This window comes from Labrys sp. 22185, assembly GCF_052045555.1.
GTDB classification, from domain to species: Bacteria; Pseudomonadota; Alphaproteobacteria; order Rhizobiales; family Labraceae; genus Labrys; species Labrys neptuniae.
The window spans coordinates 286691-312915 of record NZ_JBQEPH010000002.1 but is presented as its reverse complement, the minus strand read 5'-3'; the positions used below and the strand labels follow the sequence as shown (position 1 = coordinate 312915).

At 62.8% G+C, this 26225-nt stretch carries 27 protein-coding genes and 1 tRNA gene; 19 read left to right on the top strand and 9 right to left on the bottom strand.

Annotated features, from left to right (window positions below; all coding sequences use genetic code 11):
• Window positions 1-76: 76 nt before the first annotated feature.
• The 5 genes from ehuC to ACTJKX_RS05945 all read left to right on the top strand — a co-directional run bounded on the left by ehuC (window position 77) and on the right by ACTJKX_RS05945 (window position 5216).
• Complete coding sequence (ehuC, locus tag ACTJKX_RS05965) at window positions 77-742, top strand: ectoine/hydroxyectoine ABC transporter permease subunit EhuC (protein WP_440724671.1); 666 nt, start codon at window positions 77-79, stop codon at window positions 740-742.
• Entirely contained in the window at window positions 739-1431 is a 693-nt protein-coding gene (gene ehuD / locus ACTJKX_RS05960) for an ectoine/hydroxyectoine ABC transporter permease subunit EhuD (protein ID WP_149255167.1), read from the top strand. Before ehuC ends, ehuD begins: the two co-directional genes overlap by 4 nt.
• Window positions 1428-2204, top strand: coding sequence for an ectoine/hydroxyectoine ABC transporter ATP-binding protein EhuA (ehuA, locus tag ACTJKX_RS05955; RefSeq protein ID WP_440724670.1), 777 nt, complete (start codon window positions 1428-1430; stop codon window positions 2202-2204). The genes ehuD and ehuA overlap by 4 nt, the downstream gene beginning before the upstream one ends.
• A 127-nt stretch (window positions 2205-2331) precedes the next feature.
• Complete coding sequence (locus tag ACTJKX_RS05950) at window positions 2332-3822, top strand: NAD-dependent succinate-semialdehyde dehydrogenase (RefSeq protein ID WP_440724669.1); 1491 nt, start codon at window positions 2332-2334, stop codon at window positions 3820-3822.
• An 11-nt stretch (window positions 3823-3833) separates the two neighbouring features.
• A complete protein-coding gene (locus ACTJKX_RS05945) occupies window positions 3834-5216 on the top strand; it encodes an aspartate aminotransferase family protein (protein ID WP_440724668.1) in 1383 nt (460 codons plus the stop codon).
• A 114-nt stretch (window positions 5217-5330) separates the two neighbouring features.
• Here ACTJKX_RS05945 and ACTJKX_RS05940 read toward each other — a convergent pair whose 3' ends face one another.
• The 3 genes from ACTJKX_RS05940 to pdxR all read right to left on the bottom strand — a co-directional run bounded on the left by ACTJKX_RS05940 (window position 5331) and on the right by pdxR (window position 8808).
• Window positions 5331-6416: a PLP-dependent cysteine synthase family protein gene (locus tag ACTJKX_RS05940; RefSeq protein WP_367622690.1), complete on the bottom strand. Its 1086-nt coding sequence runs from the start codon at window positions 6414-6416 to the stop codon at window positions 5331-5333.
• 125 nt (window positions 6417-6541) lie between these two features.
• Window positions 6542-7270: a class I SAM-dependent methyltransferase gene (locus ACTJKX_RS05935; protein ID WP_440724667.1), complete on the bottom strand. Its 729-nt coding sequence runs from the start codon at window positions 7268-7270 to the stop codon at window positions 6542-6544.
• An 80-nt stretch (window positions 7271-7350) separates the two neighbouring features.
• Entirely contained in the window at window positions 7351-8808 is a 1458-nt protein-coding gene (gene pdxR / locus ACTJKX_RS05930; protein WP_440724666.1) for a MocR-like pyridoxine biosynthesis transcription factor PdxR, read from the bottom strand.
• A gap of 118 nt (window positions 8809-8926) precedes the next feature.
• Here pdxR and ACTJKX_RS05925 point away from each other — a divergent pair, with 118 nt between their 5' ends.
• The 3 genes from ACTJKX_RS05925 to ACTJKX_RS05915 all read left to right on the top strand — a co-directional run bounded on the left by ACTJKX_RS05925 (window position 8927) and on the right by ACTJKX_RS05915 (window position 10817).
• Window positions 8927-9559 (top strand): FMN-binding negative transcriptional regulator, encoded by a 633-nt coding sequence (locus ACTJKX_RS05925; protein WP_440724665.1) that lies wholly within the window; start codon window positions 8927-8929, stop codon window positions 9557-9559.
• Window positions 9560-9592: 33 nt separating this feature from the next.
• On the top strand, window positions 9593-10384 hold the full coding sequence (locus ACTJKX_RS05920) for a YggS family pyridoxal phosphate-dependent enzyme (protein WP_440724664.1): 792 nt from the start codon (window positions 9593-9595) through the stop codon (window positions 10382-10384).
• A gap of 106 nt (window positions 10385-10490) precedes the next feature.
• Complete coding sequence (locus ACTJKX_RS05915; RefSeq protein ID WP_440724663.1) at window positions 10491-10817, top strand: hypothetical protein; 327 nt, start codon at window positions 10491-10493, stop codon at window positions 10815-10817.
• A 185-nt stretch (window positions 10818-11002) separates the two neighbouring features.
• Here the strand turns inward: ACTJKX_RS05915 and ACTJKX_RS05910 are convergent, their stop codons facing one another.
• From ACTJKX_RS05910 to ACTJKX_RS05900, 3 genes are all read right to left on the bottom strand, one after another.
• Window positions 11003-11284 carry a hypothetical protein gene (locus ACTJKX_RS05910; RefSeq protein ID WP_311938362.1) on the bottom strand — a complete coding sequence of 94 codons (282 nt, stop codon included), beginning with the start codon at window positions 11282-11284 and terminating at the stop codon, window positions 11003-11005.
• Between the two features lie 103 nt (window positions 11285-11387).
• Window positions 11388-12860 carry an FAD-dependent monooxygenase gene (locus ACTJKX_RS05905; RefSeq protein ID WP_440724662.1) on the bottom strand — a complete coding sequence of 491 codons (1473 nt, stop codon included), beginning with the start codon at window positions 12858-12860 and terminating at the stop codon, window positions 11388-11390.
• 240 nt (window positions 12861-13100) lie between these two features.
• Window positions 13101-13940: an oxidoreductase gene (locus ACTJKX_RS05900; protein ID WP_440724661.1), complete on the bottom strand. Its 840-nt coding sequence runs from the start codon at window positions 13938-13940 to the stop codon at window positions 13101-13103.
• A 112-nt stretch (window positions 13941-14052) separates the two neighbouring features.
• On the opposite strand from ACTJKX_RS05900, the gene ACTJKX_RS05895 reads away from it, so the two are divergent.
• The 5 genes from ACTJKX_RS05895 (at window position 14053) to ACTJKX_RS05875 (ending at window position 17264) form a co-directional block, all read left to right on the top strand.
• Window positions 14053-14694 carry a TetR/AcrR family transcriptional regulator gene (locus tag ACTJKX_RS05895; protein WP_440724660.1) on the top strand — a complete coding sequence of 214 codons (642 nt, stop codon included), beginning with the start codon at window positions 14053-14055 and terminating at the stop codon, window positions 14692-14694.
• 231 nt (window positions 14695-14925) lie between these two features.
• On the top strand, window positions 14926-15411 hold the full coding sequence (locus tag ACTJKX_RS05890) for a hypothetical protein (RefSeq protein WP_440724659.1): 486 nt from the start codon (window positions 14926-14928) through the stop codon (window positions 15409-15411).
• A gap of 193 nt (window positions 15412-15604) precedes the next feature.
• Entirely contained in the window at window positions 15605-15805 is a 201-nt protein-coding gene (locus ACTJKX_RS05885) for a hypothetical protein (RefSeq protein WP_156771352.1), read from the top strand.
• Between the two features lie 270 nt (window positions 15806-16075).
• Window positions 16076-16606 carry a dihydrofolate reductase family protein gene (locus ACTJKX_RS05880; RefSeq protein WP_440724658.1) on the top strand — a complete coding sequence of 177 codons (531 nt, stop codon included), beginning with the start codon at window positions 16076-16078 and terminating at the stop codon, window positions 16604-16606.
• Window positions 16607-16823: 217 nt separating this feature from the next.
• Window positions 16824-17264, top strand: coding sequence for a hypothetical protein (locus ACTJKX_RS05875; protein ID WP_311938369.1), 441 nt, complete (start codon window positions 16824-16826; stop codon window positions 17262-17264).
• 188 nt (window positions 17265-17452) lie between these two features.
• On the opposite strand, the gene ACTJKX_RS05870 is transcribed toward ACTJKX_RS05875, so the two are convergent.
• The 3 genes from ACTJKX_RS05870 to ACTJKX_RS05860 all read right to left on the bottom strand — a co-directional run bounded on the left by ACTJKX_RS05870 (window position 17453) and on the right by ACTJKX_RS05860 (window position 18767).
• Window positions 17453-17905, bottom strand: a complete 453-nt coding sequence (locus ACTJKX_RS05870) for a hypothetical protein (RefSeq protein WP_440724657.1) — start codon at window positions 17903-17905, stop codon at window positions 17453-17455.
• A gap of 51 nt (window positions 17906-17956) precedes the next feature.
• Complete coding sequence (locus tag ACTJKX_RS05865; protein WP_440724656.1) at window positions 17957-18265, bottom strand: hypothetical protein; 309 nt, start codon at window positions 18263-18265, stop codon at window positions 17957-17959.
• 412 nt (window positions 18266-18677) lie between these two features.
• Window positions 18678-18767, bottom strand: a tRNA-Ser gene (locus tag ACTJKX_RS05860).
• Between the two features lie 462 nt (window positions 18768-19229).
• Between ACTJKX_RS05860 and ACTJKX_RS05855 the strand changes: the two genes are divergently transcribed.
• From ACTJKX_RS05855 to ACTJKX_RS05830, 6 genes are all read left to right on the top strand, one after another.
• On the top strand, window positions 19230-20321 hold the full coding sequence (locus ACTJKX_RS05855) for a sugar ABC transporter substrate-binding protein (RefSeq protein ID WP_394309010.1): 1092 nt from the start codon (window positions 19230-19232) through the stop codon (window positions 20319-20321).
• 123 nt (window positions 20322-20444) lie between these two features.
• On the top strand, window positions 20445-21404 hold the full coding sequence (locus tag ACTJKX_RS05850) for an ABC transporter permease (RefSeq protein ID WP_440724655.1): 960 nt from the start codon (window positions 20445-20447) through the stop codon (window positions 21402-21404).
• Between the two features lie 12 nt (window positions 21405-21416).
• Window positions 21417-22919 carry a sugar ABC transporter ATP-binding protein gene (locus tag ACTJKX_RS05845; protein ID WP_440724654.1) on the top strand — a complete coding sequence of 501 codons (1503 nt, stop codon included), beginning with the start codon at window positions 21417-21419 and terminating at the stop codon, window positions 22917-22919.
• A gap of 2 nt (window positions 22920-22921) precedes the next feature.
• Window positions 22922-23866: an ABC transporter permease gene (locus ACTJKX_RS05840; protein ID WP_311938376.1), complete on the top strand. Its 945-nt coding sequence runs from the start codon at window positions 22922-22924 to the stop codon at window positions 23864-23866.
• Between the two features lie 23 nt (window positions 23867-23889).
• Window positions 23890-24651 carry an SDR family NAD(P)-dependent oxidoreductase gene (locus tag ACTJKX_RS05835; protein ID WP_440724653.1) on the top strand — a complete coding sequence of 254 codons (762 nt, stop codon included), beginning with the start codon at window positions 23890-23892 and terminating at the stop codon, window positions 24649-24651.
• A 239-nt stretch (window positions 24652-24890) separates the two neighbouring features.
• A complete protein-coding gene (locus tag ACTJKX_RS05830; RefSeq protein ID WP_367622706.1) occupies window positions 24891-26111 on the top strand; it encodes an ROK family protein in 1221 nt (406 codons plus the stop codon).
• Window positions 26112-26225: the final 114 nt, after the last annotated feature.

Sequence of the window (26225 nt, the reverse complement as noted above, 5' to 3'; positions counted from 1 at the left end):
TTCGCGCGCACGCTGGCCCGTGGAGGCAATGGCAAGGCCCCTGAGTCCGGGCCTACAAAACCGACGAGGGAGCCTCATGCACTGGATCTCCTATCTGCCTGCCCTGGGCCGGGGTGCGCTGATCACCGCCGAGATTACCCTGGCCTCGCTGGCGATCGGCGCCTTCCTGGCCTTCCTGGCCGGGATCGTCAGGGTCGAGGGCGGCCGCATCCTGTCCATCATCGCGCTTTGCTATACCGAGCTGTTCCGCGGCACCTCGCTCTTGGTGCAGCTGTTCTGGTTCTATTACGCCCTGCCTCTCGTCGGCTTTTCCTTCTCCCCGGTGTCTACGGGCATTCTCGTGCTCTCGATGCATGTCGGCGCCTATGGCTCGGAGATCGTACGGGCCGGTCTCAAATCAGTGCCGCAACAGCAGCATGAGGCGGCACGGGCCCTGAATTTCGGTCCGGTGCACAAATTGCTCCACATCACGCTGCCCCAGGCCATCGTCGAGATGATGCCGGCCTTCGGCAATCTCGCCATCGAGACCTTGAAGCTCTCGTCACTGGTGTCCTTCATCTCGATCGCGGACATGACCTTCCGCGCCCAGACCCTGCGCAACCTGACCCAGGACAGCACGACGATCTACACCCTCACTCTCGTCGGCTACTTCCTGATGTCGCTGGTGATCATGGTTGCCATGCGCTTCCTGGAACGCCTGGTGCGCCGCGGCGGCGCCTTCCCGAAGGCGGTGCAATCATGATGTACGGCTTCGAATGGGATCCCTCGACGCCGCTGACCTATGCGCAGTCGATCCTGCCGATCCTGCTCATCGGCCTCACCGTGACCCTGCAGGCCGCAGCCGCAGGCTTTGCCATCGCGCTGGTGCTCGGCCTCGTCTTCGCCCTGATGCGGCGCAGCCGCTTTGCCGTGGTGAGCTGGGGGACCGCCTTCGTCGTCGAGTTCCTGCGCGACACGCCCCTCCTGGTGCAGCTCTTCTTCCTCTATTACGTCCTGCCCGACTACGGCATCGCCTTGCCGGCCTTCCTGACGGGCGCCATCGCGCTCGGCCTGCAATATTCGGCCTATACGTCGGAGGTCTACCGTGGCGGCATCGAGGCTGTGCCGCGGGGCCAATGGGAGGCCGCCACCGCGCTCAATATGTCGCGCTGGCAGCTCTACCGGAACGTGATCATCCCCCAGATGGTGCCGCGCATCCTGCCCACCATGGGCAACTACCTGATTGCCATGCTGAAGGAAACGCCGGTGCTCTCCGTGGTGACCGTGCTGGAAATGCTCGGCCTCGCCAATATGATCGGCGAGAACACCTTCGAATATCTGGTGCCGCTGAGCATGGTCGGCGTCCTCTTCCTCATCCTTACCCTGGTCTGTTCCGCCGGCGTCCATCGGCTGGAAAGGGCCTTGCCGAAAGCAGGGATACCGATGCGATGACCGCAAACGCCCAATCCGACATCATCCGCTTTTCCAACGTCAGCAAGCGCTTCGGCACGCTGACGGTCCTGCAGGATTTCGACTTCACCGTCGCGCCGGGGGAGAAGGTCTCGCTGATCGGCCCCTCGGGATCGGGCAAGACCACCGTGCTGCGCATCCTGATGACGCTCGAACCCTTTCAGGACGGCACGCTGGAGCTCGGCGGCATCGGCTATCACGAGCCCGGCGGCCATGGCCCTTTCAAGGCCAGCGAGCGGCATCTGCGCCAGATCCGCACGCAGGTCGGCATGGTGTTCCAGAGCTTCAACCTGTTCCCGCACATGAGCGTCCTGCGCAATGTGGTGGAGGCCCCCATCGCCGTGCTCGGCCTGAAGCGTGAGGAAGCGGAGTGCCGGGCCCTCGATCTGCTCGGCATGGTCGGCATGGCCGACAAGAAGGATCATTTCCCCAGCCAGCTTTCCGGTGGCCAGCAGCAGCGCGTCGCCATTGCCAGGGCCCTTGCCATGCGCCCCCGCGTCCTGCTGTTCGACGAGCCGACATCGGCGCTCGATCCCCAACTCGTCGGAGAGGTCCTCGGCGTGATCCGCTCGCTGGCCAGCGAGCACGATCTCACCATGCTGCTGGTGACCCACGAAATGCGCTTTGCGCGCGAAGTCTCCGACCGTGTCTGCTTCTTCGACAAAGGACGCATCGTCGAGCAGGGCGAGCCCGAGCGCATCTTTTCCAATCCTGAACAGGCGCGGACGCGCGAGTTCCTGCAGTCGGTGCTGTAAGGCCGATAATCTATCGGCGCGGCCCGGCAAATACCGAGGCTTTGACGGTGAGGAAGGGGGCGAAGCGAGACATTCTCACGGCGGCTCGGGCTAGCCTTGCAGACATGACGCCACCGGAGTTTCTTCGATGATCGCCACCGCTCTGAAACAAATCGGCCATCCCGCCCTCGGCCGGCTGAACGATCGACGACTGCTGAGGGAACTCGCCTATATCGACGGCCGCTGGGTCGGGGGACGGCAAGCCGCGAGCTTCGAGCTGAAGGATCCCGGGTCGGGTGCCATTCTTGCCCATATCGCCAGCCTGGGGGCTGAAGAGACGGGCAGGGCTGTTGATGCCGCCGCCCGAGCCTTCCCGGCCTGGAAGGCCTTGCCACCTCAGGAACGCGCCGCCCGCCTGCGCGCCTGGCACCAGCTCATCCTCGCCGCCCGTGAGGACCTGGCTTTGCTGATGACGCTGGAGCAGGGCAAGCCCCTGGCCGAAAGCCGCGGCGAGATCGACTATGGCGCTTCCTTCGTCGAATGGTACGCCGAGGAAGCCAAGCGTGTGAATGCCGAGAGCGTGACCAGCCACCTTCCCGGGGCGCATATGCAGGTTTCCCGCGAGCCGTTCGGCGTCGCCGCTCTGCTGACGCCGTGGAATTTTCCCTCGGCCATGGTGACTCGCAAGGCGGCCGCGGCTCTGGCGGCCGGCTGCACGGTCGTGCTCCATCCCTCGTCCTATACGCCGCTCTCCGCACTGGCGCTCGCCGAGCTCGCCGAACGGGCCGGCTTGCCCGCAGGCGTCTTCAACGTCGTCACCGGCGAGGCAGCTCCGATCGCCGGGCGCCTGTGCGAGGATACCCGCGTGCGGGTGGTCAGCTTCACAGGCTCGACCGAGATCGGGCGCCTGATCGCGGCGCAATGTGCGCCCAGCGTCAAGCGCCTGGTGATGGAACTCGGCGGCAATGCGCCTCTCATCGTCTTCGGTGATGCCGATCTTGATCGCGCGATCAAGATTGCCGTCGATGCGAAATTCGCGACCTCCGGCCAGGATTGCCTGGCAGCCAATCGCATCTTCGTGCAGCGCTCGCTCTATCCGGCCTTCTGCGAGGCGTTCAGCCGCCGCGTCGCCGCGCTCAAGCTCGGGCATGGCCTGGAAGAAGAAACCGACATCGGTCCGCTCATGCATGAACGGGCCGTCGCCCGCACCAAAGAGCGCATTGCCGATGCCTTGCAGCGAGGTGCTCGCAAGTTGACGGGTGGCGACATTGAAGCCGGATCACTCTTCGTGTCACCGACCGTCCTCGCCGACGTCCCCGATGACGCCCTGATCATGCGCGAAGAGGTCTTTGCGCCGGTTGCCAGCATCACGCCCTTCGACGACGAGGACGAAGTGGTGGCGCGCGCCAATGCCACGGAGTACGGCCTCGTCGCCTATGTCGTTACCGAAAATGCCGGCCGAGCCCTGCGCCTCAGCCGCGTGCTGGAATACGGCATGGTGGCCGTCAACCGCGTGAAACTGACCGGCGCGCCCATCCCCTTCGGCGGCGTCAAGCAGTCCGGCATGGGGCGCGAAGGCTCACGCCATGGCCTCGAAGCTTTCACCGATCTCAAATATACCTGTCTCGACCTCGCCTGAAAGGAGCCGACATGCTCGACCGCGCCGTTTCCGACAATGAACTCACCGCCTGGGATCGCGATCACTTCTTCCATCCCTCGACCCATATGGCCCAGCATGCCCGCGGCGAGACGCCCAACCGCATCATCACCGGTGCCGAGGGGGTCTACATCACCGATCGCAACGGCAAGAGCAGCCTCGACGCCTTTGCCGGCCTTTATTGCGTCAATGTCGGCTACGGCCGCACCAAGATCGCCGAGGCGATCGCCGAGCAGGCGGCGCAACTGCCCTATTACCATGCCTATGTCGGCCATGGCTCCCAACCCTCGATCACCCTGGCCAAGATGATCATCGACCGGGCACCCAAAGGCATGAGCCGGATCTTCTTCGGCCTGTCGGGCTCGGACGCCAACGAGACCAACATCAAGCTGGTCTGGTACATCAACAATGTACTGGGCCGCCCCGAGAAGAAGAAGATCATCTCGCGCTGGCGCGGTTATCACGGCTCGGGTTTGATGTCGGGCAGCCTCACCGGCCTGGCCGCCTTCCACAATCTGTTCGACCTGCCCAAGCCGCCGATCCTGCACACGGAAGCGCCGTATTATTTCCGCCGAGAGGACCGTTCGCAGAGCGAGGAGCAATTCGCCGATCATTGCGCCGCCAAGCTCGAGGAACTGATCCTCGCCGAGGGGCCGGATACGATTGCCGCTTTCATCGGCGAACCGGTGCTCGGCACCGGCGGCATCGTGCCGCCACCGCGCACCTATTGGGAGAAGATCCAGGCCGTCCTCACCAAATACGACATCCTCCTGATCGCCGACGAGGTCATCACCGGCTTCGGCCGGCTCGGCTCGATGTTCGGCTCGGATCATTACGGCATCAAGCCCGACCTGATCACCATCGCCAAGGGGCTGACGTCAGCCTATGCACCCCTTTCCGGCGTGATCGTCTCGGAGAAGGTCTGGCGCATCCTCGAAAAGGGCTCGGACGAGTTCGGCCCGATCGGCCATGGCTGGACTTATTCTTCTCACCCGCTCTGCGCTGCGGCGGGCGTCGCCAATCTCGAACTCGTCGACGAGCTCGACCTGGTCGCCAATGCCGGCAGCGTCGGCGCCTATTTCAAGCAGGCTCTCACCGACGCGCTTGGCGCGCATGCCCATGTCGGCGAGATCCGGGGTGAGGGGTTGATGGCGGCCGTCGAATTGGTCAGGGATCGCGACGACCGCGTCTTCTTCGACGTGTCCGAGAAGGTCGGCCCCCGCGTGGTCGCTGCCATGCTGGAGAACGGCGTGATCGGCCGCGCCATGCCGCAGGGCGACATCATGGGCTTTGCGCCGCCGCTCTGCCTCACGCGCGAGGAGGCCGACGTCGTGGTGTCGGCGGCGGCCAAGGCCGTGAAGTCGGTGCTGGGCTGAACACGCCTGAAACCGGAGGACGTTTCCTGGGACCGCAGGCGTCTCGCCTGCATCCTGGAAACGTCGCACTTGTGGGGGAGGGAGATGCAGGCGAGACGCCTGCGATCCCAGGGATCATTCCGGGAACTGATAGCCCGGCGTCGACTTCGAAAGCGCGATCTCCTCGGCATCCATTTCCGCCTCGATGCCATCGAACAAGGGTGTCGTCATATAGCGCTCGCCGGTATCGGGCAGCATGCACAGGATGACGGAGCCGGCGGGCGCCTTCTCGGCAATCTGGCGGGCGACGCCGAAAGTGGCGCCGGCGGAAATGCCGACAAAGATGCCTTCCTTCTGGGCCAGCGCCTTGGCCCATTTCACGCCTTCGGCACCGGCAATCGGAACGAGCTCGTCATAGAGCTTGTTGTCGATCCCCTCCTGCAGCACCTTGGGGATGAAGTCCGGCGTCCAGCCCTGGATCGGATGCGGCTCGAAGGCAGGATGGCCAACGGCCGGCGAACCATCGGCATCGCGTTCCTGCTTCTGGCCGCTGCCGACCAATTGGGCATTGGCGGGTTCGCACAGCACGATACGGGTATCGGGGCGTTCCCGGCGCAGCACGCGCCCGACGCCAACGGCGGTGCCGCCGGTGCCATAGCCGGTGACGAAGACGTCGAGCCGCTTGCCGGCGAAATCGTTGATGATCTCGCGTGCCGTGGTCGCCTCATGGATGGCGGCATTGGCCTCGGTCTCGAACTGATGGGCCAGGAACCAGCCATTGGCCTCGGCCAGTTCCACCGCCTTGCGATACATACCGAAGCCCTTCTGGGCACGTGGCGTCAGCACCACCTTGGCGCCGAGCATGCGCATGAGCTTGCGGCGTTCGATCGAGAAGCTGTCCGCCATGGTGACGACCAGCGGATAGCCTTTCTGCGCACAGACCATGGCAAGGCCGATGCCGGTATTGCCGCTGGTCGCCTCGACCACGGTCATGCCCGGCTTGAGCGCGCCGGTGCGTTCGCCATGCTCGATGATGCTCAGCGCCAGCCTGTCCTTCACCGAAGCGGCCGGGTTGAAGAACTCCGCCTTGACGTAGATCGTGGCATGATCAGGGGCGATGTTGTTGATCTTGATGACGGGTGTGTCGCCCACCGTCTCCAGGATGCTGTCGAAAAGGCGGCCGCGGCCGGATGTCGTTCTGGACTGGGACTGTTGGGTCATCTCACCTGCTCCTTGGCTTTCGGTTCGTCGCTTTTTGCAACCGCGTGATAGCATCGAGGCGTGAGCCGCTCGTGAAGAGGTCGAGAAAGCTCCGGAAAAGTGCTGATGTTTTCTCCGGAACCTGCTCAGCGCCCAGCGGATATGATCACCATCATCGGCCGATCGCGCTCTTCCGCAAGCGCGGAGTGCTGTGCCACCTGTTCTTCCGTCGGGCTCCATTCCACCACGCGCCTGATCGCGAAGCCGACGTCGATCAGGGTGTTCAGCGTCGTCCCGAGGGTGCGATGATATTTGACGACGCCCTTGGCCAGCCAGTCCGTGGTGCGCTCGCCCTCTACGGAATAGCGATCGAGCGGCCAGATCCTCCGGCCCTCCTCATCGTGCTGCCAGCCCGGATGGCTCGGAGCCATGTAGATCGGGTGTTCGATGGAAAAGACGAAGCCGGAACCTGGCCGCAAGCTGTCATGGATAGTTTTGGCCAGGCGGCCGAAATCCGCGACATAGTGGAAAGCCAGCGAGCTGTAGGCGAAATCGAAATCAGCCGCCGGCAGTTCGAGGGTTTCGAGGTCGGCAATCCGGTATTCAGCCCTGGAACTCGCGGTCATCTCCCGGGCTCGCGCGAGCATTTTCTCGGAGAGGTCGAAGCCAAGCGTGCTCGCCGCCCCGTGATCGAGGGCCCATCGGCTGAACCAGCCGAATCCGCAGCCGAGATCGACCACGCGCTCGCCGACGAGATCGGGGATCAGGGCTCGAATGTCCGGCCATTCCGGCGCTCCCGACAGGCCGTGGACCGAGCGAGGCAATTGGCTGTATCCGTCGAAAAATTCCTGACGGTCGTAAATGTTCTGCGCCATCCCAATCTCTTCCTTCAATATTCCTTGCAGGTGGCCGCTGCTCCATGCGCGTCGGAAAAGAAAGCGATGCCAGGACGGCTTCAGTTGCCGCTTTCGACCTCTGCCACGCAATTGGCCAGCAATTCGACGCCCCTCCTGATCTGGCGCACATCCAGGCTGCCATAGCCCATCACCAGGCCGGCTTGATCCGGCCTCGTCGCGCTGCCCGCGGCATAGAGTGGCGTCAGGAGGTGGAGACCGAGCCCGACCTGGCCGGCTTTCCGGATCAATTCTCCCTCCAGGGCCGCCGGAATATGGCGGAACCATGCGATGATGTGAAGGCCCGCCTTGGCTCCCTCGACGGCAAGCCTGTCGCCGAAACACTGCCGCAGCCCTTCGAGCAGGGTATCGCGGCGTTCGGCCATGCGCCGGCGAATGCGCCGGATATGGCGTTCATAGGCCCCGGTCTCCAGGAGAGTGGCGAGGGCTTCCTGCTCCAAGGCCGGGCTGTGCCTGTCCATGATCTGCTTGGCGTGCGTGAAAATGGCAGCGAGGCCGGAAGGGACTACCAGATAGCCGATGCGCAGGGTTGGGGACATGGTCTTCGAAACCGTGCCGAGATAGAGGACGTTCCGGCCGTGGCCCAGGCCATGAAGCGGCGGCACCGGATTGATGTCGTAGCGATACTCGCTGTCGTAATCGTCCTCGATCAGATAAGCGTCGCGCTCCTGGGCCCAGGCGAGCAAGCGGTGGCGCCTGGCGATCGACAGCACGCTGCCGAGCGGAAACTGATGCGAGGGCGTGACATAGGCGAGCCGTGCCTCGGCGTCGTCGAGCCGCGAGGTGTCCAGCCCGTCCTGATCGGCCGGAATTGGCATGACCCTGGCACCGGCCGCGGCGAAAATGTCCCGAGCCATCCGATAGCAGGGATCTTCCACGATCGCACCATCACCGGGATCGAGCAGGAGGCGACTGCACAGATCCAACCCCTGCTGGGATCCGTTGACGATGATGATCTGCTCGGCCTCGCAACGCAGCGCACGTGCCCGCCAGAGATAACCCTGCAGGGCCCGCCGCAATCGGAGCGAGCCGGCCGGATGGCCATAGGAAAGGCGATCCGGCCTTTGCGCCAGCGCCCCCAATATGGCGCGTCGCCAGATCGGCGTGGGAAAGTCCGACGCGGCAAGGTCGCCATAACGGAAATCGACGGCAGGCCGCGCTGCTGACGGAGGAGAGGCCGGTTGCTGGGCGAGGCGCGCGCCATAGCTCGACAGCGGCGGGGGCGCAGAGCTCGTCAACGCCGGCGATGACGGCGGCGTGCGGTCGAGAAGGGCGGCTACTTTCGGCCTGGCGCCCTGGCGGCTGCGAATGAAACCTTCTGCCGACAACTGCTCATAGGCCGAGGTGACGGTCGCGCGGGCCACGCCGAGTTCGGATGCCAAGGCGCGCGAAGAGGGCAGGGCACCCGCATCCCCATAGGTTCCCGCCAAGATCTGAGCCCGCAGCACGTCATAGATCTGCCGGGCTCCCGGACCCCGGACCTGTCGATCTTGCGTCATGACAACTGGTCTAGCCAAAATCACCCAAACTGGACGTTCTTATTAAGCCAGTTTGCTCCTATCTTGACTGGAAACCAAGTCGAGTTTTCACGAGCCGAATTTTCACGAGTCCCCCGCAATGTACATACCGCCCGCCTTCCGCGAAGACGATCCGGCCATCCTGCTTCGGCTGATACGGGATACGCGCCTGAGCACCCTGGTGACCGCAACCGCCAATGGCCCGATCGGCACGCCCCTGCCACTACTCTTCGACCCGGACGAAGGAGAGCATGGCACGCTCTATGGTCATCTTGCCCGCGCCAATCCGCAATGGCAGGCCGAGCCGATCGGCGACGCCATGGCCATCTTCATGGGTGCCGACGCGTATGTCTCGCCCAGCTGGTATGCCGCCAAGCGCGAACATCACAAGGTCGTGCCGACCTGGAACTACGAAGCCGTCCACGCCTATGGGCCGGTGGAATTTTTCGAAGATCCCGTGCGCCTGCTCGAGGCCGTCACCCGCCTCACCAATCTGCGCGAGGGGGCGATGGCCACGCCCTGGCAGGTTGCCGATGCGCCGCCGGCATTCGTCCAGGCACAACTGCGCGGTATCGTCGGGGTGCGGCTGGCAATCCGTCGCCTGGAAGGCAAGCGCAAGCTGAGCCAGAACCGGCCGGCTGCCGATCGGGCCGGCGTGGCGCGCGCGCTCGCCGACAGCCCCGATCCGGCCGATCGCCGGGTCGCCTCGCTCATTCCCCTCGATCCGCTTTGATATGGCGGCGCGATACGAGACTGGATGCTTGAAATGAACGAACTTCACGCCGATACGGCCGCTCTCGGCGAGACCGACATTGCCCGCTTCGGCCCCGATCCAAGGGCAAGTTTCGCTGCCAATCTCACCGATGTCGAACGCAGGATCGAGGCGGCCAGCCTGCGCGCGGGCCGGCAACCGGCCACGGTGCGCCTTCTTCCCATCACCAAGACCGTGCCGGCTCCCGTGCTGCGGCTCGCCTTCGCCGCCGGTATCCGCGACTTCGGCGAGAACAAGATCCAGGAGGCGCAGAGCAAGCGCGACGACCTCGCCGACCTGCCGATCGCCTGGAGCATCGTGGGGCATCTGCAGACCAACAAGGTGAAATATCTCGCCCGTTTTGCCCGCGAGTTTCACGCCCTCGACAGCCTGCGCGTCGCCGAGATGCTGGACAGGCGCCTCGCCATCGAGGATCGCTTCCTCGACGTCTACGTCCAGGTCAATACCTCGGGCGAGGAGAGCAAGTTCGGCCTGCATCCCGACGCCCTGCTCGATTTCGTCGACCGGCTCGAGGGCTTCGCGCGCTTGCGCCCCCGCGGGCTGATGACATTGGCGCTGTTCAGCGACGACATGGCCCGCGTGCGCCCCTGCTTTCGCCTGCTGCGGGCCCTGCGTGATCGAGCGGTAAAACGTAATGCGGCCTTGACAGAGCTCTCCATGGGCATGTCCGGCGATTTCGAAGCCGCGATCGAGGAGGGGGCCGACGTGGTTCGCGTCGGCCAGGCCATCTTCGGCAAACGCCCGACTCCCGACGGGCATTATTGGCCCGGCTTCGCGCCAGGCTAAGACATCGCGTCGAAAAGCGAGCACCGGTTCTCGGCAGGAAGGATCAGGCAACCGAATCTACACCGTTCGGGGCGTGAATCCGTCTATCTCAAGACGGAGTTCGAACATGCCTGCAGCGCTCGCCATCGCCCAAACCTATGTGGGGCCCTTTGCCGAGGAATTGGCCAAGCTCCAGAAAACCAATCCGATTGGCGACGCCAAGCGCTGGCAGCAGGCCAAACATGACGCGATCGAGTTCCTGACCGATTGGGGCGACCAGGTGGCCGAACTCGGCTGGAGCGCCGATGACCTCTTCGGTCTGCACCCGACGGCACCGCTTGCACGTTATGACGTGATGGGGCTGATCTGGTTGCTGCAGGGACAGGCCGTCAGCGAGGTTACCGACCGGAGCGCCAGCCTCGGTGCGACGACCTTTTACACGGCGGTACGATAGAACAGAGGACCTCTGGAATCACGCCGAAGTCACAGGCCGTCGACACACTCGCCCCAGTCAACGGCCACGACGATGAGGAGAGGTCGGCTGACGATAGTACCCCAATAGAACTCGCCCGGCGCATGAAGCGTCGGGCTTTTTTGTCGGGTGACTTGATTGGCGACATTGCTGCCGCGCGCAGACGATCACCAACGGTGATGCCGGCCACCATGCCTGCGCCAGCCGTCATGCCCGTGCCGTCCGCCATGCCGGCGCCAGCCTTCATGGCGACCGCGCCTCCAGCCCCGATGCAGGCCATTGTCGTGGTGCCGGCGCCAGCCATGCTTCCCCCAGCCATGCCAGCCGACCTGTTCGGCCTGCGTTGCGGCGGGAGTGCCCAGATGAACCGGAGCAAGGGCGGATGACGGTGCAACGCTGGCAGACAACGCGCCGACGGCAATCAGGGCAGCAAGAAGAAGCTTTTTCATTGAAAATCTCCAGTCGGATTTGACGACACTGACATTCCGTTACGTAATATGAATGGATGCTGAATGAATTTCATCATCCGTATCCAATCGCCTCGCCCAAATCCTATCGCGTCGCTGGTTTCCCGAACCAGGTTCCGAGGGCAGCCTCGAGGCCCCGTGCGTCTCCATTCCCGACCCAGGCGACGTGGCCGTCGGGCCGGATCAACACGGCGATTGGCGATGAGACCGGGCCGATCATGGGAAGCTCGCATATCCCTTCGAATCTCGCCTCGACCAGCGCGATGCGATCCGCCCATCCCCGAATGTCGAGGCTGCCGGACACTCCGAGATCGAGCAGCACGGGCCGGGCGTCGTGCAGGAGATCGAAAACCCGAACTGGCCCTTTGGCGCCGACAAGGTCGAGATCGGGCATGCGGCGGCCGAGCAATGGGTGTCCCTCACCGAGGTCGTAGTGAATGTCGAGGCCGGACATCATGGCGCCATACCAGATGCGTGGAGCATCCATTTGCATCACCGGCGCCATCATCTCGCGCAAGGCCTTCGTTCGTTCATCGCCGCGATTGAGAGCCGTGAGCGCGAGGGTGTGTTTCAGCAAGGCTGCTCCCACCGGATGCCGTTCGGCATGATAGGTGTCGAGCAGGTCGTCCGGTGAGACGCCCTTGACCACCTGTGCCAGCTTCCATCCCAGATTGACGGCATCCTGCAGGCCGATATTGAGGCCCTGTCCGCCGACCGGAGAATGCACATGGGCGGCGTCACCGGCGAGCAGCACGCGTCCCTGCCGATAGGAAGCCGCCTGTCGGGCAGCATCGGTGAACCTCGACAGCCAAGTGACGTCGTTGATGCCGAAATCCGACCCATAGGCGGCGGCAAGCGTCCCGCGGAGTTCGTCCACCGTGGGTTTGCTGCCTGGTTCGAGACGCTGCTCCGTCACGACGCCGCGGACGCGCTTGCCGTCCTCCAACCGGCCAAGGGCATAGACACCTCTTGCGCCATGGCGCATGCCGATGGGCGGTTCGTCCGCCATGTCGGCTTCGAAAATCAGATAGCTGATGTCGGGATCCCATCCGGGGAATTCGATCCCCGCCGTCTTACGGACAAGGCTGCGACCACCATCGCAGCCGGCAAGATATTGCGCCCGCATCGTCCGGCCATCGCCCAATCCGATATTTACACCGGTGTCGTCCTGCGTGAAGCCCGTCACCTCACAGCCCCGATAGACCGGCACCGCCAATTCGGAAATCCAATCGGCGAGAAGGCGCTCGATCTTGGCCTGCCACAGCGCGAGCGTGTAGTTGTGGCGGGTTGCACGGTCGCTGGCGTCCAGAACCGTTCCGGCAAACGGCACGACCCGATGCTTTTCGCCCTGTGCGACAAAGCGATCGGCGATGCCGCGCTGGTCCAGCACCTCGATCGATCGCGGATGCAACCCGCTTGCGCGCGAACCCTCGACGTCCTGATTCAAGCGCCGTTCGACGATGGCGACGTCGACACCCGCCAGGGCCAGTTCACCCGCCAGCATCAACCCGGTCGGGCCACCTCCAGCGATGACCACGTCATGTCCGGACGAATACATCTGCCACCTCACGAAATCACGGTCGGGGCCCGTTTTCTACGCGATGACCGACATCTTGAAGCAAGAGGGGGCGGCGCCCTATATCAAGAGTGGAAGGAGCGGCATTCGCCGAACACCGACAGGACGTCTGCGGATCCAGGCAGTTTCACCGCCCCCGATAGCGAACAGGACAGGGAAGCCAAGCGGCGCCGGGCGGGAATCTTCGTCCCGTCAGCGCAGCAACGGCCTCTCCGATCAGGCTCACTCGATGAAGTCGGTCGAACGGGAGACTTCTTCCCAAGCCACCATTTCCGCCTTCATCGCATCGATCTTGTCGCGGACGAGCTTGAGCGCATCGACCCCGAGATAGAGCCGGACTGGCGGGTTCTCGGCCGAGACGAGTTTGAGCAGCGCCTGTGCGGCCTTGGCGGGATCACCCGGCTGATTGCCGCTTTTTGCCTGCCGGGCGGCGCGGATCGGGTCCATGACCGCATCATAGGCGGCAAGACTGCGCTCGGAGCGAACCATCGAGCGCCCGGCCCAGTCGGTGCGGAACTGGCCCGGCGCCAACGCCGTCACATGGATGCCAAGAGGCTTCACTTCCTTGCCGAGTGCTTCGGAGATGCCTTCGAGGGCGAACTTGCTGCCGCAGTAATAGCTGATGCCCGGCATGGTGATGAAGCCTCCCATGGAGGTGACGTTGACGATATGGCCGGAACGCCGCGCCCGCATGCCCGGCAACACCGCCTTGATCATCGCGACCGCGCCGAACACATTGGCGTCGAACTGGCGACGCATCTCGTCCAGCGACGATTCCTCCAGGATACCCTCATGGCCGTAGCCAGCATTGTTGACGAGGACGTCGATGGGACCAGCCTCGTCCTGCGCTTGGGCAACGGCCTTCGGAACGGCATCAAAATTCGTCACGTCGAGCAGCATGGCATGCGCACGACCCGGTGCAAGCACCATGAATGCCTGTGCTGCGTCGGCATTGCGGACCGTGCCGATCACCTGGTGCCCGGCTGCGAGTGCGCCTTCGGCAAAGGCTTTGCCCAGCCCCGAACTGACACCCGTAATGAGAAAGGTCTTGTTGTTGCTCATGGGAGCTCCTTTTGCAGCGCGCCATCTGGCTCGCCATATTATATCATGGACTTAATTATATATCATGATATAGCTTTTCAAGTGATGCTCGAAACAGGGAGTTGAAGCGGTCATGGCCGGAACGGAGCGACAGCCCCTCAGGGAAAGGAACAGGCAGCTTGCCCGGGAGGTCGTACTCGACGCCGCCGAGCGCTTGCTTGAAAAAGGCGAGACAGCGGATTTCTCGATGCGGGCGCTAGCGGCCGAGGCGGGCGTAGGGTTCGCAACGCCGTTCAATCATTTCGGCAGCAAAAATGCGATCATGCAGGCGCTTTCGGCCCGCCTGATCCAGCGGATGGCGACGCAATTCGGCGACGAGGCCCCCACCGGTGACGCGATCGACCATGTGTTGGCAATGGGACGGATCAGCGTCGCGCTCCTGCTGGAGAAGCCGGACGTCCACAAGGCGGTGGTGGGATCGCTCGGCGTTGCCAATTCCGAGCCCGGTCCGGTGCGGCAGAACTCGCGGGAACTCTGGTTGCTGGCATTGGGGGATTTCGCTGGCATGACCGTCGAGACGAAGGCGCTTGCCCAGGCCGTGCTGGCAGACCAGCTTGCCTTCAATTTCCGGGGTTGCGTCTCGTTCTGGATCGCGGGCGAACTTCAAGATGAGGATCTTGATAGCGCTTTTCGGATTGGCGCTTCCACGCTTCTTCTCGGCTTCGCCAGCCCGTCGCGTCGCACCGACCTGATCGAGCAGATCAAGCGCTCCTAGGGGCCGTGGGACGATGCCCGGCCCATCAGGCGAGTGACTTGACAGCCACCCTACCAGAAGGTAGATAGTGAGTGCCTCACTTAGCGGACGGAATGAGTCATTTTTCATCCCCGTAAAGATCGGAAAATCGGCTGAGGGCTCCCCCTCGATCGGTCCGGCTCAACTTTGAAGGTGTGTGTTGAGTTTGCCTGCTCAACTACCTTCTAGTTGGAAGAAAAATAGGAGACTGAGATGTTTGGAATCTCTCCGATCGGCTGGGTGCATACACTCGGCAGCTTGCCCGCCATTCCGCTGGCTCTTTATATGCTTATTCGCCACGGGCGGATTGTACCTGGCTCGACATCCGGCATCATCTATTTCATCTCGATGGTCATCGGTGCCGCAACGGCATTTCTCGTTGCGCATCAGCCGGTGAGCTATGTCATCGGTGCGGCGACCATCATGTTGCTGGTCGCAGGCTATGGCGTTGGGCGGCTTCCGGGGCTGGAACGCACCAAGCGCTTCATCGAGACGATCTGCCTGAGCCTGACCATCTTCCTGCTGATGGTGCCGACGGTCACCGAGACCCTGCGCCGTGTGCCGGACGGCCATCCCCTCGTCACCGACTTGAAGTCGCCACTCCTCCTCGGGGCTCAGGGCAGCCTTCTCGTCCTGCTCATCGTCGGCCTGACGGCCCAGCTCATCCATCTCCGCAAGCAGGGGAGGGTTGCGGCGTGACAGCCTTGTTTGACGTGACAGCCATCGTGGACATGCAACATGGCAAGGCGAGGGCCTGCCGTCGACGCCTCCATTAACCATCATTCTACAGCACACACTATGCCGTGATTGTTACTATCATTTTCAGAAACCGTTCATTTTTGTCTCGCTAGTTTGCCCGCATAGCTGGGGGCGGCTTTTCTAGGAGAATATTATGAAAAAGCTTATTTGCGCCGTCGTCCTTTCCATTGCGGCACTTGGCGGAACAACTCTTGCGGCCTCGGCGGCCCCCCGGCATGACTGGCGGCATCCGGGTTTTGATCGCCACCACCATCGCCCGGTGTGCAAGGTCGTCAAGACCAAGACCTTCAAGCATGGCCGGCCGGTGTGGGTGACCCGGCGCGTTTGCCGATAAGGGCGCCTGCGAAGCGCGGGACGCAAACAAGACCCCTCTGGCCTCACGGGCCGGAGGGGCGGCAACCGGGATTACGAAACCCGGTTACACGAGCGATGTTTCTCACCGTTTCGCGGCAGGGCTCCGTGCCGACTGCCTTAGCCCGGCTGATCACCGTCGCTCGCCCTGCAGGTCTATCCCAGGCTTGGCCCCGGCAATCCGCGAATTTGATTGCCATATCCGGCAGCCCGTCAAAATATTCCAGGAGATTTGGGCTGGAGGCTTGGCGGTATGGCGAGGATCATTTTCGGAATGAATCTGTCCCTGGATGGCTATGTCGACCACCAGGACTTCGCGCCGGATCCCACGCTCTTCCGTCACTGGATAGAGCATGTGCGTAATCTGGCGGGCAGTGTCTATGGCCGCCGCATGTACGAGGTCATGCGCTATTGGGATGAAGACCATCCTGAGTGGACCTCGGATCTCCGCGCTTTCGCGGCGGCGTGGCGTGGCCAGCCGAAATGGGTCGCGTCGCGCTCGTTGAAATCAGTCGGCCCCAACGCCACGCTTGTCGCGGAGGACATTGCGGCTCTGATAGGCCGGTTGAAGAGCGAGCTCGATGGGGAGATTTCGGTTTCAGGACCAGACCTGGCTCAAAGCCTGACCGATCTTGGCCTCATCGATGAATATCGCCTCTACTTCCACCCCGTCGTGCTCGGTCGCGGCAAGCCGTTCTTTGCCGGCCCCCGGCCGCCGCTACGCCTTGTGGCCAGCGACTTGATCGGCACGGATGTGATCCGGTTGACCTATATGCCGGCCTGATCGCGCAACGCACCCGGGGGATCGCGCCAGCGCATCGGGGCGATACTGTCCGCAAGTGGCGATGGTCGCGTTGAAGGCCATTCGATGAAGCCAGGGGGCGGCCATTCGAACCGGCATGCCTGGAACCAACGACGGGCGAGACTGTTTAGCTCTAGCTTTGGCATGACGCTCACATGCCCTTCAGCCGGGTCACCGGCAATTTTGAAAGATGTGCATCATGAATATTTCGCCCAGATTTCGCACAATCGTCGCTGCGGTTGTCGCTACGGCCGGCATCGGCCTCGCCAGTTCCGCCCAAGCCGACAGCGGTACGATCCGCTTTTACGTCTACAAGGCCGCCTTCTTCGTGGGAGGCTCCGGAGGTGAGGGCACCTTGACCTTCCATGGTCGCCGCTATCCCATCTCCATCGGCGGCATCTCGGGCGGCCTCGCTTTCGGCGCGTCCAAGACTTATTTCCAGGGCAGGGTGCGCAATATTTACCGCGTCCGAGACGCGACAGGGGTCTATGGCGCGGCAGGCGGCGGCGGCGCCGTCGGCAAGGGCGCGCAGGTGATCGTCATGACCAACGGAAAGGGTGCCCAGCTCGAACTCCAGGGCAGGCAGGTCGGCCTGCAGGTCAACGCCGATGTCACCGGCCTGGCGATCTCAATGAAGTAAGGGCGATTGCAATGGCGGCCGTATCGGAAGATGGCGGGTATCTTTCGCTTTGCGTTCTATGACGGCCGCCAACTTTGTTCACCATGGCCCGCGAGCATATTGCGGCCCGAACGTCGCAGTTCGCCGTCTCATTCAGCCGTTCGTGTAGCCGGGCTCGGATAAGAGGTACGCGCGCCTATGCGTACTATCTATGGGGAAGCGGGCTGTTGCGTCCGTTTCCAAAGATAGAGAGCACCGGCCGCCAAAATGACGAAGCTCAGTTCCCAGGCGTAGAAGGCTGAACCTGCGCGCTCGAACGGAACCCAATTACCCGCTTCATCGATCTCAAACCGTTCAAGGCGAAAGGTATCCAATCCGACTAGGGCGGCTACGATGGCCGACAGCGCTGATATTTTATACTCCGCAGCAAGGAAGAATATGAGCGACATCGCGAAGATCGGATTTGCCAGCCAAGCCTCACATTCGAGATTCATAGCTTTAATCCACCCCAACAATAACAAAAACAAACCATATAAGCTTGATCCATGGCCATGAATTGCAGGCAAACACAGGGCGAATGCATAGAAGGAAAATGAAAGAATAGTTATAGAAAGTCGGATAATCATGCAGCCATTTTTGGCATATTTCAGATCTTCATGCATATGATACCTTGATGATTTGGCCGCAGATGCGCTTCCAAGTGGAAAAAGCACTCAATTATTGTTCCTCGATTTCCATGTATTTTTGACCAATTTTACAATAAATATGCTTACCGCGGAGCCTATGATGCCACCGATGAGAGGGAAATAAGCGTGCATTCTCGTGCCCTCGATAACGAAGTCTTCGAACCCCCTTGTGCGTAAATTATTGATGTTCCATTCTGTAACCGCGATCTGCCAGCCAATTACCGCGATGCCTGCGGCGATAAGTGCAATTTTAAGAGGGCGCAAACCAAACATATTTTTGCACTTTTCTTCCGCCTTCGGTGGCGGGGAGGTCGGGATGCTGCCGTTGTCTGACATGCTTCATTCTTAGCGGGTGCAACCGGTAGGCAAGATACCTGAAGGGCATTTGTGAGATTGCACTATGGGTGTTCTTAGCCATGTAAACGTTGGAAACTCACCAGACTTATAAAAAACTGAACTGTGTGGAAAGTACCAGCGGAAACAGGAAGTGCCTGCCGGCGCTTTCTTGCGGTGCCAATCGGCGGCGTGGCCGCTCCGAGAGCGGAAATAGTTTTAATCGGACAACAGCCAGGGTCGCCCTTCGCGCGACCGCAGGGGTGCGCCCAGATAGGTATCCCTTCAGGACATTGTGGCCTGCTCAACTTCGGCCAATCGCTCATACAGCAACGATTGCTGCGACAAGCCTGGGCTAGGCGAGTGCGCCAGAGCAAGAAATGGCGGCATTTGACGTGGTCAGAAGGGATTGAAATGGCGGAAGGGGTGGGATTCGAACCCACGGTAGACTTGCGCCTACGACGGTTTTCAAGACCGTTGCCTTAAACCACTCGGCCACCCTTCCACATATTCGCGCGCTCGCAACGAGGTCGCGCTAATAGGGGCGGTCTAGCAGAGTAGGGGGCTTCGTCAAGACCTTCTGCATCGAGAAAGGTCTTAGATCGCTCATGCCGGCGGCGATGGACGCTCGAATGCCGCGATCCGGCCTTTGCCGCCCGCCCTGTAGACGGGCGTCGACATCGGCGAACGAGCCAACGCCATCCCGAAGCAACCCGCAGCGATTGCGCGGTTTGAGCGCCCGCGGCTTCGCCAGCGCGGTTCGAACCCTCCCACGGTTCCGGGATCAAGGTTCGGCAACGTCCCACCGCAATTCCCTGTGCCATCCGACAGGCGCACCCTCGTCTCACCCACGTAGGAAACGCGCTTGACTCACTTAAATTCATCAATTTAATTAAAGATCGACGGCGCGAACCATAAGCATGAAAAGCCGTCTCTCGAACAACGAGATCCGAGGAGGAATAGTCCAATGGCTTCTGGCCTTGATTTCATCGAGGCGGCGCTGATCGAACGCCGTCGCTTTCTGATCGGTTCGGCCCTCGCGGCCGGGTCTTTGTTGCTGCCTGCCGGTGCAAGGCGTGCCTTCGCGGCATCCGACCTGCAATTTTCCAGCTCGATCCGTTCGCTCTCGAACGCCTTTCATGTCGCCTGGGACAAGGGCTCGAAGGCCTATGCCGATACGGTGGGTGCGCCCTATGCGGCTCTGGTGACGGAGGGCAACAGCGAAAAAGGGATCGCCGACATCAAGGCCATGCTGGCCAAGGTCGGCAACAAGCTGGTGCTGGGCGTCGATCCCAATGATGTTCCCGATGCCCGGCCGATCGTGGAAGCCGTCGCCAAGGCCGGTGCTCATGTCGTCACGGTGTGGAACAAGCCCGACGATCTGCATCCCTGGGATTTCGGCGACAACTACGTCGCCCACATGTCGTTCAACGGCGTGCCGGCCGGCGAGCAGACGGCCAAGGCCCTGTTCGACAGTTTCGGTGGTGAGGGCGGCATCGTGGCGCTTGGCGGCATTGCCTCCAATGCCCCCGCCATCCAGCGCAAGCAGGGCCTGATGAATGCGATCAAGGCCAATGGCAAGGTCGAACTCCTCGATTTCCAGGATGCCGACTGGGATTCCACCAAGGCCAACAATGTCGTGGCCGCCTGGATCACGCGCTTCGGCGACAAGATCAAGGGCATCTGGGCCGCCAATGACGGCATGGCCGTCGGTGCGCTCGAGGCGCTACGCGCCGAAGGCCTTGCCGGCAAGGTCCAGGTCACCGGCATCGACGGCACCAAGGATGCGGTCACGGCGATCCGCAACAAGGAGATGGCCGCAACCGTCGACTGGAATCCCTACTGGATCGGCGGCATCGCCCTTTCCCTGGGCTATCATGCGGCGACCGGCGCTTTCTCTCCCTCCAAGGAATCCAAGGAACACCGCGAGTTCTACGGTACCGGTGTCATGATCACGCAGGCGGATGTCGAGGCCTATTGGAAGGCCAATATCGACGAGACACCCAAGGTCGACTGGAACGATCTGTGGGGCAAGGTTACGGGCCAGATCACCTACTGAGATCGCGCCCGTCGGCGATGCGCGACACGCGGGGCAAGGTCTCTCCCAGCCTTTCCCCACCGGCGTTCGCGCATCGCCCCTCTCGCAAGGATTGTACGGAACTCTCGAACCGAGACAGTCGAAATGGTGATCCCCAGACAATCCCTCGCGCGTGCTGCGCCGGTCCTGGTCCTGCTCGGCCTGTGCCTCGGCATTTCGCTGCTGGATGCGCATTTTCTTTCGCTCGGCAATCTCATCCGCGTGGCCGCATCGGCGGCAGCGCCGCTGACCCTGGCCCTGGGCGTGACCTTCATCATCCTGATGGGATCCATCGATCTGTCCATCGAGGGATCGATGGCGGTGACGGCGGCGGCGCTCTGCGCCTTCGTGGCCAATTCCGCCGGCACGGGCTTCGATCTCGGCCTGCTCGCACTGCCTTTGGCGCTTGCGACGGCGGCTGCCTTCGGTTGCATCGTCGGCACCATCCATGTGGCCATGAAGGTGCCGTCCTTCATGGTCAGCCTCGGCATGGGTTTCGTCGGCACCGGCCTCGCCACGGTCCTGCTCGGTGGTGAAAGGGTGCAGATCCTCGATCCGTCGATCCGCGCTTTGGCGCTCTCTCGCCTGGCCGGCGTCCCCCTGGCCGTCTATGTCGCGGCCTTCATGCTGCTCATCGCCTGGTATGTGCAGGATCATACCCGCCTCGGCCGTCACATCATGGCGCTGGGTGGTGGCGAGGATCTTGCCAGGGCTTCCGGCGTCGCAGCCGGGCGCGTCCGCATCCTGGCCTTCACTCTGGCGGGGGTCTTCTTCGGGATAGGGGCCATCCTCGCCTGCGCGCGATTGGGCGCCGGCAGCGCCTTGATCGGCAGCGGACAACTGTTCACCGCGATCAGTGCCGTCGTGGTGGGGGGAACTGCGCTGACCGGCGGCAAGGGCGGGGTGTTCAACACGCTCGTCGGCGTGCTGATCGTGATGGTGCTCAACAACGGCATGATCATCATCGGCCTGCCGACCTTCGTGCAGCAGGGCGTGCTCGGCGTGGTGATCATCGGTGCGGTTCTCTTGAATACGCCCCTGCGCACGCTCTCCGTGGTGAAGTAAGGGGCCGGCGCCATGCTCGAACTTCTCGACATCACCAAGCGCTTCGGCAAGGTCGAGGCCCTCAGGAATGTCTCGATCACCGTCAAGCCCGGCGAGGTCGTCGGCCTGGTCGGCGAGAACGGGGCCGGCAAGTCGACGCTGATGAAGGTGCTCAACGGCATTAATCAACCCGATGCGGGCGAGATCCGCATTCACGGCAAGGCGGCCTCGATCTCCGGCCCGAAGGATGCGGCGGCGCGCGGCATCGGCATGGTGTTCCAGGAACAGTCCCTGATCACCAATCTGTCGGTGGCGGAGAACATTTTCCTGGGCCACGAAAGCCCGTTCATCCGCCTCGGTCGCGTCGATTGGCGGCGCATGGCCACCGCCGCCAGGCATCAGCTCGCCAAGGTTGGCCTCGACATCGATCCCCTGGCCGCCACCTCAGAGCTCAGCTTCGCGCAACGCCAGATGGTCGAGCTCGCCAAGGTGCTGACCCTGGAGGAGGCGGTGGAAGGAAGCCTGTGCATCCTGCTCGACGAGCCGACTTCCGTGCTGGAGCAGGCGGAGATCGATATTCTCTTCGACGTGATCCGTAAGCTGAAGCAGCGGGCCGGCATCATCTTCGTCTCGCATCGGCTCGACGAGGTCATCGACATTTCCGACCGGATCTATGTCCTCAAGGATGGTGTCGTCGTCAGCCGGATGGCCAAGCAGGAGGCGAGCCCAGAGCGCATCCATCACCTGATGGTCGGGCGCGCCGCCACGGGTTCCTACTACAAGGAGGAAGGACGGGCGCCGTTCGGGGCGGACGTAGCCCTGCAGGCCAGGGGGCTGGCGCGGGCACGGGCCTATGCCGATATCGATCTCGATCTTCACGTCGGCGAAGTCCTCGCCCTCGTCGGCACCGAGGGGGCCGGCAGCGAGGCCCTGATCCGCAGCCTGTTCGGCCTGGAGAAGATTCACCTCGGCAGCGCCCACTATCGCGGCCGCAATCTGCGTTTCGTCTCCCCGAGCCAGGCCGTCTCCCTGGGCCTCGGCTATGTCCCGCGCGAGCGCAAATTCGAGGGTATCGTCGAGGAAATGTCGGTCGAGGAGAATATCAGCCTCGCTCATCTCAGGGGCATGAGCCGCTTCGGCATCCTGAAATTCGGCGAGATCGGCCGCGCGACGCGCAACCTCATCGACCGCATGCGGATCAAGACGCCCAGCGCCGACACGCTTTGCGCCAACCTGTCGGGCGGTAACCAGCAAAAGGTGGTGCTGGCGAAATGGTACAATGCCGGAGCCCGCATCTTCCTGCTCGATCATCCCACCCGTGGCCTCGATGTCGGCGCCAAGGAGGATGTCTACGGCCTGATCCGCGAGCTTTGTGCCAATGGCTGTTCCGTCATCCTGATCGGCGACACTTTGGAAGAGGCGCTCGGATTGGCTCACACGATCATCGTGATGAAGGACGGGCGCCAGACGGCGCGCTTCGACACGATGGCGGTGCCGCCGCCTGAGCCGCTCGACCTCATCCGGCACATGGTGTGAGCATGGTTCGCCTGCGTTTCCTCAATCCTTATCTACCCTGGATCGCACTGGTCCTCGCCATCCTCGTCGTGGGCCTGTTCGACGCCCGCTTTCTCGATCCCATGACGCTGATCGGCCTGATGGCCGACAATGCCACGCTGTTCGTGATGGCACTCGGCATGACCTTCGTGATCTATGTCGGCTCGGTCGATCTGTCGATGCAATCGGTAGCGGCCGTCGCCTCCATCGTGCTCGCCCTTCTGCTGCCGGGATACGGCCTGGCCGCCATTCCGGCTGCCATCGTCATCGGCGGACTGCTCGGCCTGCTTTCGGGCTTCGTGCATGGCAAGCTGCGCATCCCCAGCTTCGTCGCCACCCTTGCCACGGGCGGCATTGCGGCGACGGCAGCGCTGTGGATTTCGGGCCAGAGAGCTATCGGCATCGCCGGCGACGTCCGCAACGACACCCTGGGCTGGATCATCGGCTCCACGCTCGGCCTCCCCAACGAAATCTGGGTCAGTCTCGTCGTCTTCATGCTGGCCTTCGTGCTGGAGCAGGCAACGCCCTTCGGCAAGATGATGAAGGCCGTGGGCTGCAGCGAACCGGCCGCGACCGTGTCCGGCATCCGCGTTACCAGGATCAAGCTTGCCGTCTTCGCCCTGGCCGGCGCCTTTGCCGCCCTGTCCGGGATCATGCTGGCAGGGCGTCTGTCGAGCGGAACGCCCACTATCGCCAATGAATTCCTGCTCCCGGCCATTGCCGCGGTGGTGCTGGGCGGCACCTCGCTTACCGGCGGCAATGGCGGCGTCCTGCGGACCCTTGCCGGCACCATGCTGATTGCCGTGTTTCGTACCGGCATGACCTTCGTCGGGGTCAATGCCCTGGCACAACAGATCGTCTTCGGCACGATCCTGATCCTGGCCGTCTGCCTGAACAGCGGCCATGCGCCCAAGGGCGTGATGAAATAACCACCACCACATAGGAAAAACGAATGCTCGAGAAATTTCGTCTGGACGGCAAGACCGCCCTCATCACCGGGGGCAATCGCGGCATTGGGCTCGCCGTCGCGCACGCCCTCGGCGAGGCCGGAGCCAAGCTCCTGATCTCAGGCCGGAGCAAGGTCGAGGGGGCCGAAAAGAGCCTGGCCGATGCCGGCTATGACGTTGCTTTCGTCCAGGCCGACATTCGCGATCCGGCCGCGCCGCAGCAACTGGTCGATGCCGCCCTCGCACGCTGGGGCCGGCTCGACATTCTCGTCAACAATGCCGGCATTGCCAGCCATGGCGACACCCCCGATTTCGACGAGGAACGCTGGCGCCAGGTGATGGACACCAATGTCGATGCCGTCTTCCGTGGCTGCCGCGCCGCGCTCGTGCCGATGCGCAAGCAAGGCAGCGGCGCGATCGTGAATGTCGGCTCGATTTCCGGCTTCATTTCCAACGTACCGCAGAACCAGGTCGCCTATAACGCTTCCAAGGCCGCGGTTCACATGATGACCAAGAGCCTGGCCAGCGAATTCGCGGCCGAGAACATCCGCGTCAATGCGGTGGCGCCTGGCTACATCAACACCAACATGTCGCGCGGCGGCATCGAGAACCCCGAATGGTTTCCGATCTGGCGCGACATGACACCGATGGCCAGGGTTGGAACGCCCGACGAAGTCGCCGCCTGCGTGCTGTTCCTGTGCGCTCCCGCTTCGAGCTATGTCACCGGCGAGGTCCTGGTCGTGGATGGCGGCTATCTGACCCGCTGACACCACTCGTCCCGCCTCTGGTCGAGACCAGGCCACCGAAGTCGTCGCAGCTGGAGCAAAATGCGCATGAACACCAACGCCTCTTTGCTCCAGCCCGTTATTTCCAGGCCGATTCAAAGGATCGGCGAGAGGAACTTTGCGATTCTTGGTGATTCCGCCTAATCGCAAAGCGCTTTAGGGTGTGAACAATCTGCGTTTCTCAAGGCAGGGCCGAAAGCCCTGCTGGTTTTGGTCGCGTCATGAATGAGTCCAACCGGGAAAGACCGGTCCCATCGTCCGCCGGACGGCGCAGGCAGCGAGGCTATAATGCCTCGCGGGTCGGTGACCTCAATCGTGGCCTGGTCATCGAGGGCATCCGGCAATCGCCCGGGATCGGACGTACGCATCTCGCCGCCGAGACGGGCCTGACCCCTTCCGCCATAACCCAGATCGTCGCCGCCCTGATGGAAGAGGGGCTGGTGGCGGAAGTCGCAGCCGCGCCTGAGGCGGATCGCACCGGGCGCCCCCGCCTGGGACAGCCCATCCGTGGTTTGCGCCTCATCTCTGGCTACGCCGCGACGATCGGCCTGCATTTCGATCACGAATTTGCCCGGGCGGTGCTCGTCGACGTCGCCGGCAACATCATTGCACATGAAAAGGAGCAGTTGCGGATCGAGGAGCCCGAACCGTCCACGCATCTGCTTGCCACCTTGTTCTCCCGTCTCGATGCCCACCCACTGCGGCCGAAACGGCTGCTGGGCGTCGGCGTCTCGGTCATGGGGCCGGTCGATCACGACAGGGGCGCCGTCGGGCAATCGAGCCAATACCCGGCCTGGCGCAACTATCCCTTCGAAAAGGCCTTGTCAGACCTGATCGGCCACGATGTCTTCATCGCGATCAACGGGGCGGCAGCCGGCCTGGGCGAATACTGGTTCGGCGGCGGCCATCATTTGCCGAGCTACATCTACGCCTTCGTCGGCTATGGCCTCGGCGGCGCCCTGATCTTCAACCGCCGCGCCGTACGCGGCTCCTATGGCAATGCTGGGGAGATCGGCCATATCCATACCTATCCCGACGGCGAGATCTGCTATTGCGGCGCTCGCGGCTGCCTGGAAACGGTGGTCTCGCTGCGCGGGCTGGCGCGTTTCCTCGGCAAGCCCACTGTCGAGGCCCTCGATTTCACCGCGCCTGGCTTTTGCGATGATCCCGATCTCGGCCGCTGGGTCGAGCAGGCGGGTACCGATCTCGGCCGCGCCCTGACCAGCGTCTCCAATATCGTCGACATCTCCAGCATCCTGATGAGCGGCCTGCTGCCCGAACCCGTGCTCGGACGCCTCGTCGAGCGCACCCGACGGACCGTTGCCGCCTATCAGATGAATGCACGGCCCAAGCCGATCGTGCTGGAGCGGGCGCAGGCACCGAGCGACCTCGTCGCAGCCCTCGGTGCCGCCGCCATGCCGCTCTATGGCAATCTGTTCTGATCGGATTTTCGGGAGCCACCCGGCCGTGTTTCAAGCCGAATGCCAGTGAACAACGCTTCCCGGCATTCGGGCATCGTCCCCCAGAGCAAAACGCGTTCAAGTGTGAACGCTTAT

What these genes read in the sequence shown, in the direction of transcription:
- ehuC (WP_440724671.1), top strand. Translation starts at nt 77, where the DNA reads ATGCACTGGATCTCCTATCTGCCTGCCCTGGGCCGGGGTGCGCTGATC.
- ehuD (WP_149255167.1), top strand. Translation starts at nt 739, where the DNA reads ATGATGTACGGCTTCGAATGGGATCCCTCGACGCCGCTGACCTATGCG.
- ehuA (WP_440724670.1), top strand. Translation starts at nt 1,428, where the DNA reads ATGACCGCAAACGCCCAATCCGACATCATCCGCTTTTCCAACGTCAGC.
- ACTJKX_RS05950 (WP_440724669.1), top strand. Translation starts at nt 2,332, where the DNA reads ATGATCGCCACCGCTCTGAAACAAATCGGCCATCCCGCCCTCGGCCGG.
- ACTJKX_RS05945 (WP_440724668.1), top strand. Translation starts at nt 3,834, where the DNA reads ATGCTCGACCGCGCCGTTTCCGACAATGAACTCACCGCCTGGGATCGC.
- ACTJKX_RS05940 (WP_367622690.1), bottom strand. Translation starts at nt 6,416, where the DNA reads ATGACCCAACAGTCCCAGTCCAGAACGACATCCGGCCGCGGCCGCCTT.
- ACTJKX_RS05935 (WP_440724667.1), bottom strand. Translation starts at nt 7,270, where the DNA reads ATGGCGCAGAACATTTACGACCGTCAGGAATTTTTCGACGGATACAGC.
- pdxR (WP_440724666.1), bottom strand. Translation starts at nt 8,808, where the DNA reads ATGACGCAAGATCGACAGGTCCGGGGTCCGGGAGCCCGGCAGATCTAT.
- ACTJKX_RS05925 (WP_440724665.1), top strand. Translation starts at nt 8,927, where the DNA reads ATGTACATACCGCCCGCCTTCCGCGAAGACGATCCGGCCATCCTGCTT.
- ACTJKX_RS05920 (WP_440724664.1), top strand. Translation starts at nt 9,593, where the DNA reads ATGAACGAACTTCACGCCGATACGGCCGCTCTCGGCGAGACCGACATT.
- ACTJKX_RS05915 (WP_440724663.1), top strand. Translation starts at nt 10,491, where the DNA reads ATGCCTGCAGCGCTCGCCATCGCCCAAACCTATGTGGGGCCCTTTGCC.
- ACTJKX_RS05910 (WP_311938362.1), bottom strand. Translation starts at nt 11,284, where the DNA reads ATGAAAAAGCTTCTTCTTGCTGCCCTGATTGCCGTCGGCGCGTTGTCT.
- ACTJKX_RS05905 (WP_440724662.1), bottom strand. Translation starts at nt 12,860, where the DNA reads ATGTATTCGTCCGGACATGACGTGGTCATCGCTGGAGGTGGCCCGACC.
- ACTJKX_RS05900 (WP_440724661.1), bottom strand. Translation starts at nt 13,940, where the DNA reads ATGAGCAACAACAAGACCTTTCTCATTACGGGTGTCAGTTCGGGGCTG.
- ACTJKX_RS05895 (WP_440724660.1), top strand. Translation starts at nt 14,053, where the DNA reads ATGGCCGGAACGGAGCGACAGCCCCTCAGGGAAAGGAACAGGCAGCTT.
- ACTJKX_RS05890 (WP_440724659.1), top strand. Translation starts at nt 14,926, where the DNA reads ATGTTTGGAATCTCTCCGATCGGCTGGGTGCATACACTCGGCAGCTTG.
- ACTJKX_RS05885 (WP_156771352.1), top strand. Translation starts at nt 15,605, where the DNA reads ATGAAAAAGCTTATTTGCGCCGTCGTCCTTTCCATTGCGGCACTTGGC.
- ACTJKX_RS05880 (WP_440724658.1), top strand. Translation starts at nt 16,076, where the DNA reads ATGGCGAGGATCATTTTCGGAATGAATCTGTCCCTGGATGGCTATGTC.
- ACTJKX_RS05875 (WP_311938369.1), top strand. Translation starts at nt 16,824, where the DNA reads ATGAATATTTCGCCCAGATTTCGCACAATCGTCGCTGCGGTTGTCGCT.
- ACTJKX_RS05870 (WP_440724657.1), bottom strand. Translation starts at nt 17,905, where the DNA reads ATGCATGAAGATCTGAAATATGCCAAAAATGGCTGCATGATTATCCGA.
- ACTJKX_RS05865 (WP_440724656.1), bottom strand. Translation starts at nt 18,265, where the DNA reads ATGTCAGACAACGGCAGCATCCCGACCTCCCCGCCACCGAAGGCGGAA.
- ACTJKX_RS05855 (WP_394309010.1), top strand. Translation starts at nt 19,230, where the DNA reads ATGGCTTCTGGCCTTGATTTCATCGAGGCGGCGCTGATCGAACGCCGT.
- ACTJKX_RS05850 (WP_440724655.1), top strand. Translation starts at nt 20,445, where the DNA reads ATGGTGATCCCCAGACAATCCCTCGCGCGTGCTGCGCCGGTCCTGGTC.
- ACTJKX_RS05845 (WP_440724654.1), top strand. Translation starts at nt 21,417, where the DNA reads ATGCTCGAACTTCTCGACATCACCAAGCGCTTCGGCAAGGTCGAGGCC.
- ACTJKX_RS05840 (WP_311938376.1), top strand. Translation starts at nt 22,922, where the DNA reads ATGGTTCGCCTGCGTTTCCTCAATCCTTATCTACCCTGGATCGCACTG.
- ACTJKX_RS05835 (WP_440724653.1), top strand. Translation starts at nt 23,890, where the DNA reads ATGCTCGAGAAATTTCGTCTGGACGGCAAGACCGCCCTCATCACCGGG.
- ACTJKX_RS05830 (WP_367622706.1), top strand. Translation starts at nt 24,891, where the DNA reads ATGAATGAGTCCAACCGGGAAAGACCGGTCCCATCGTCCGCCGGACGG.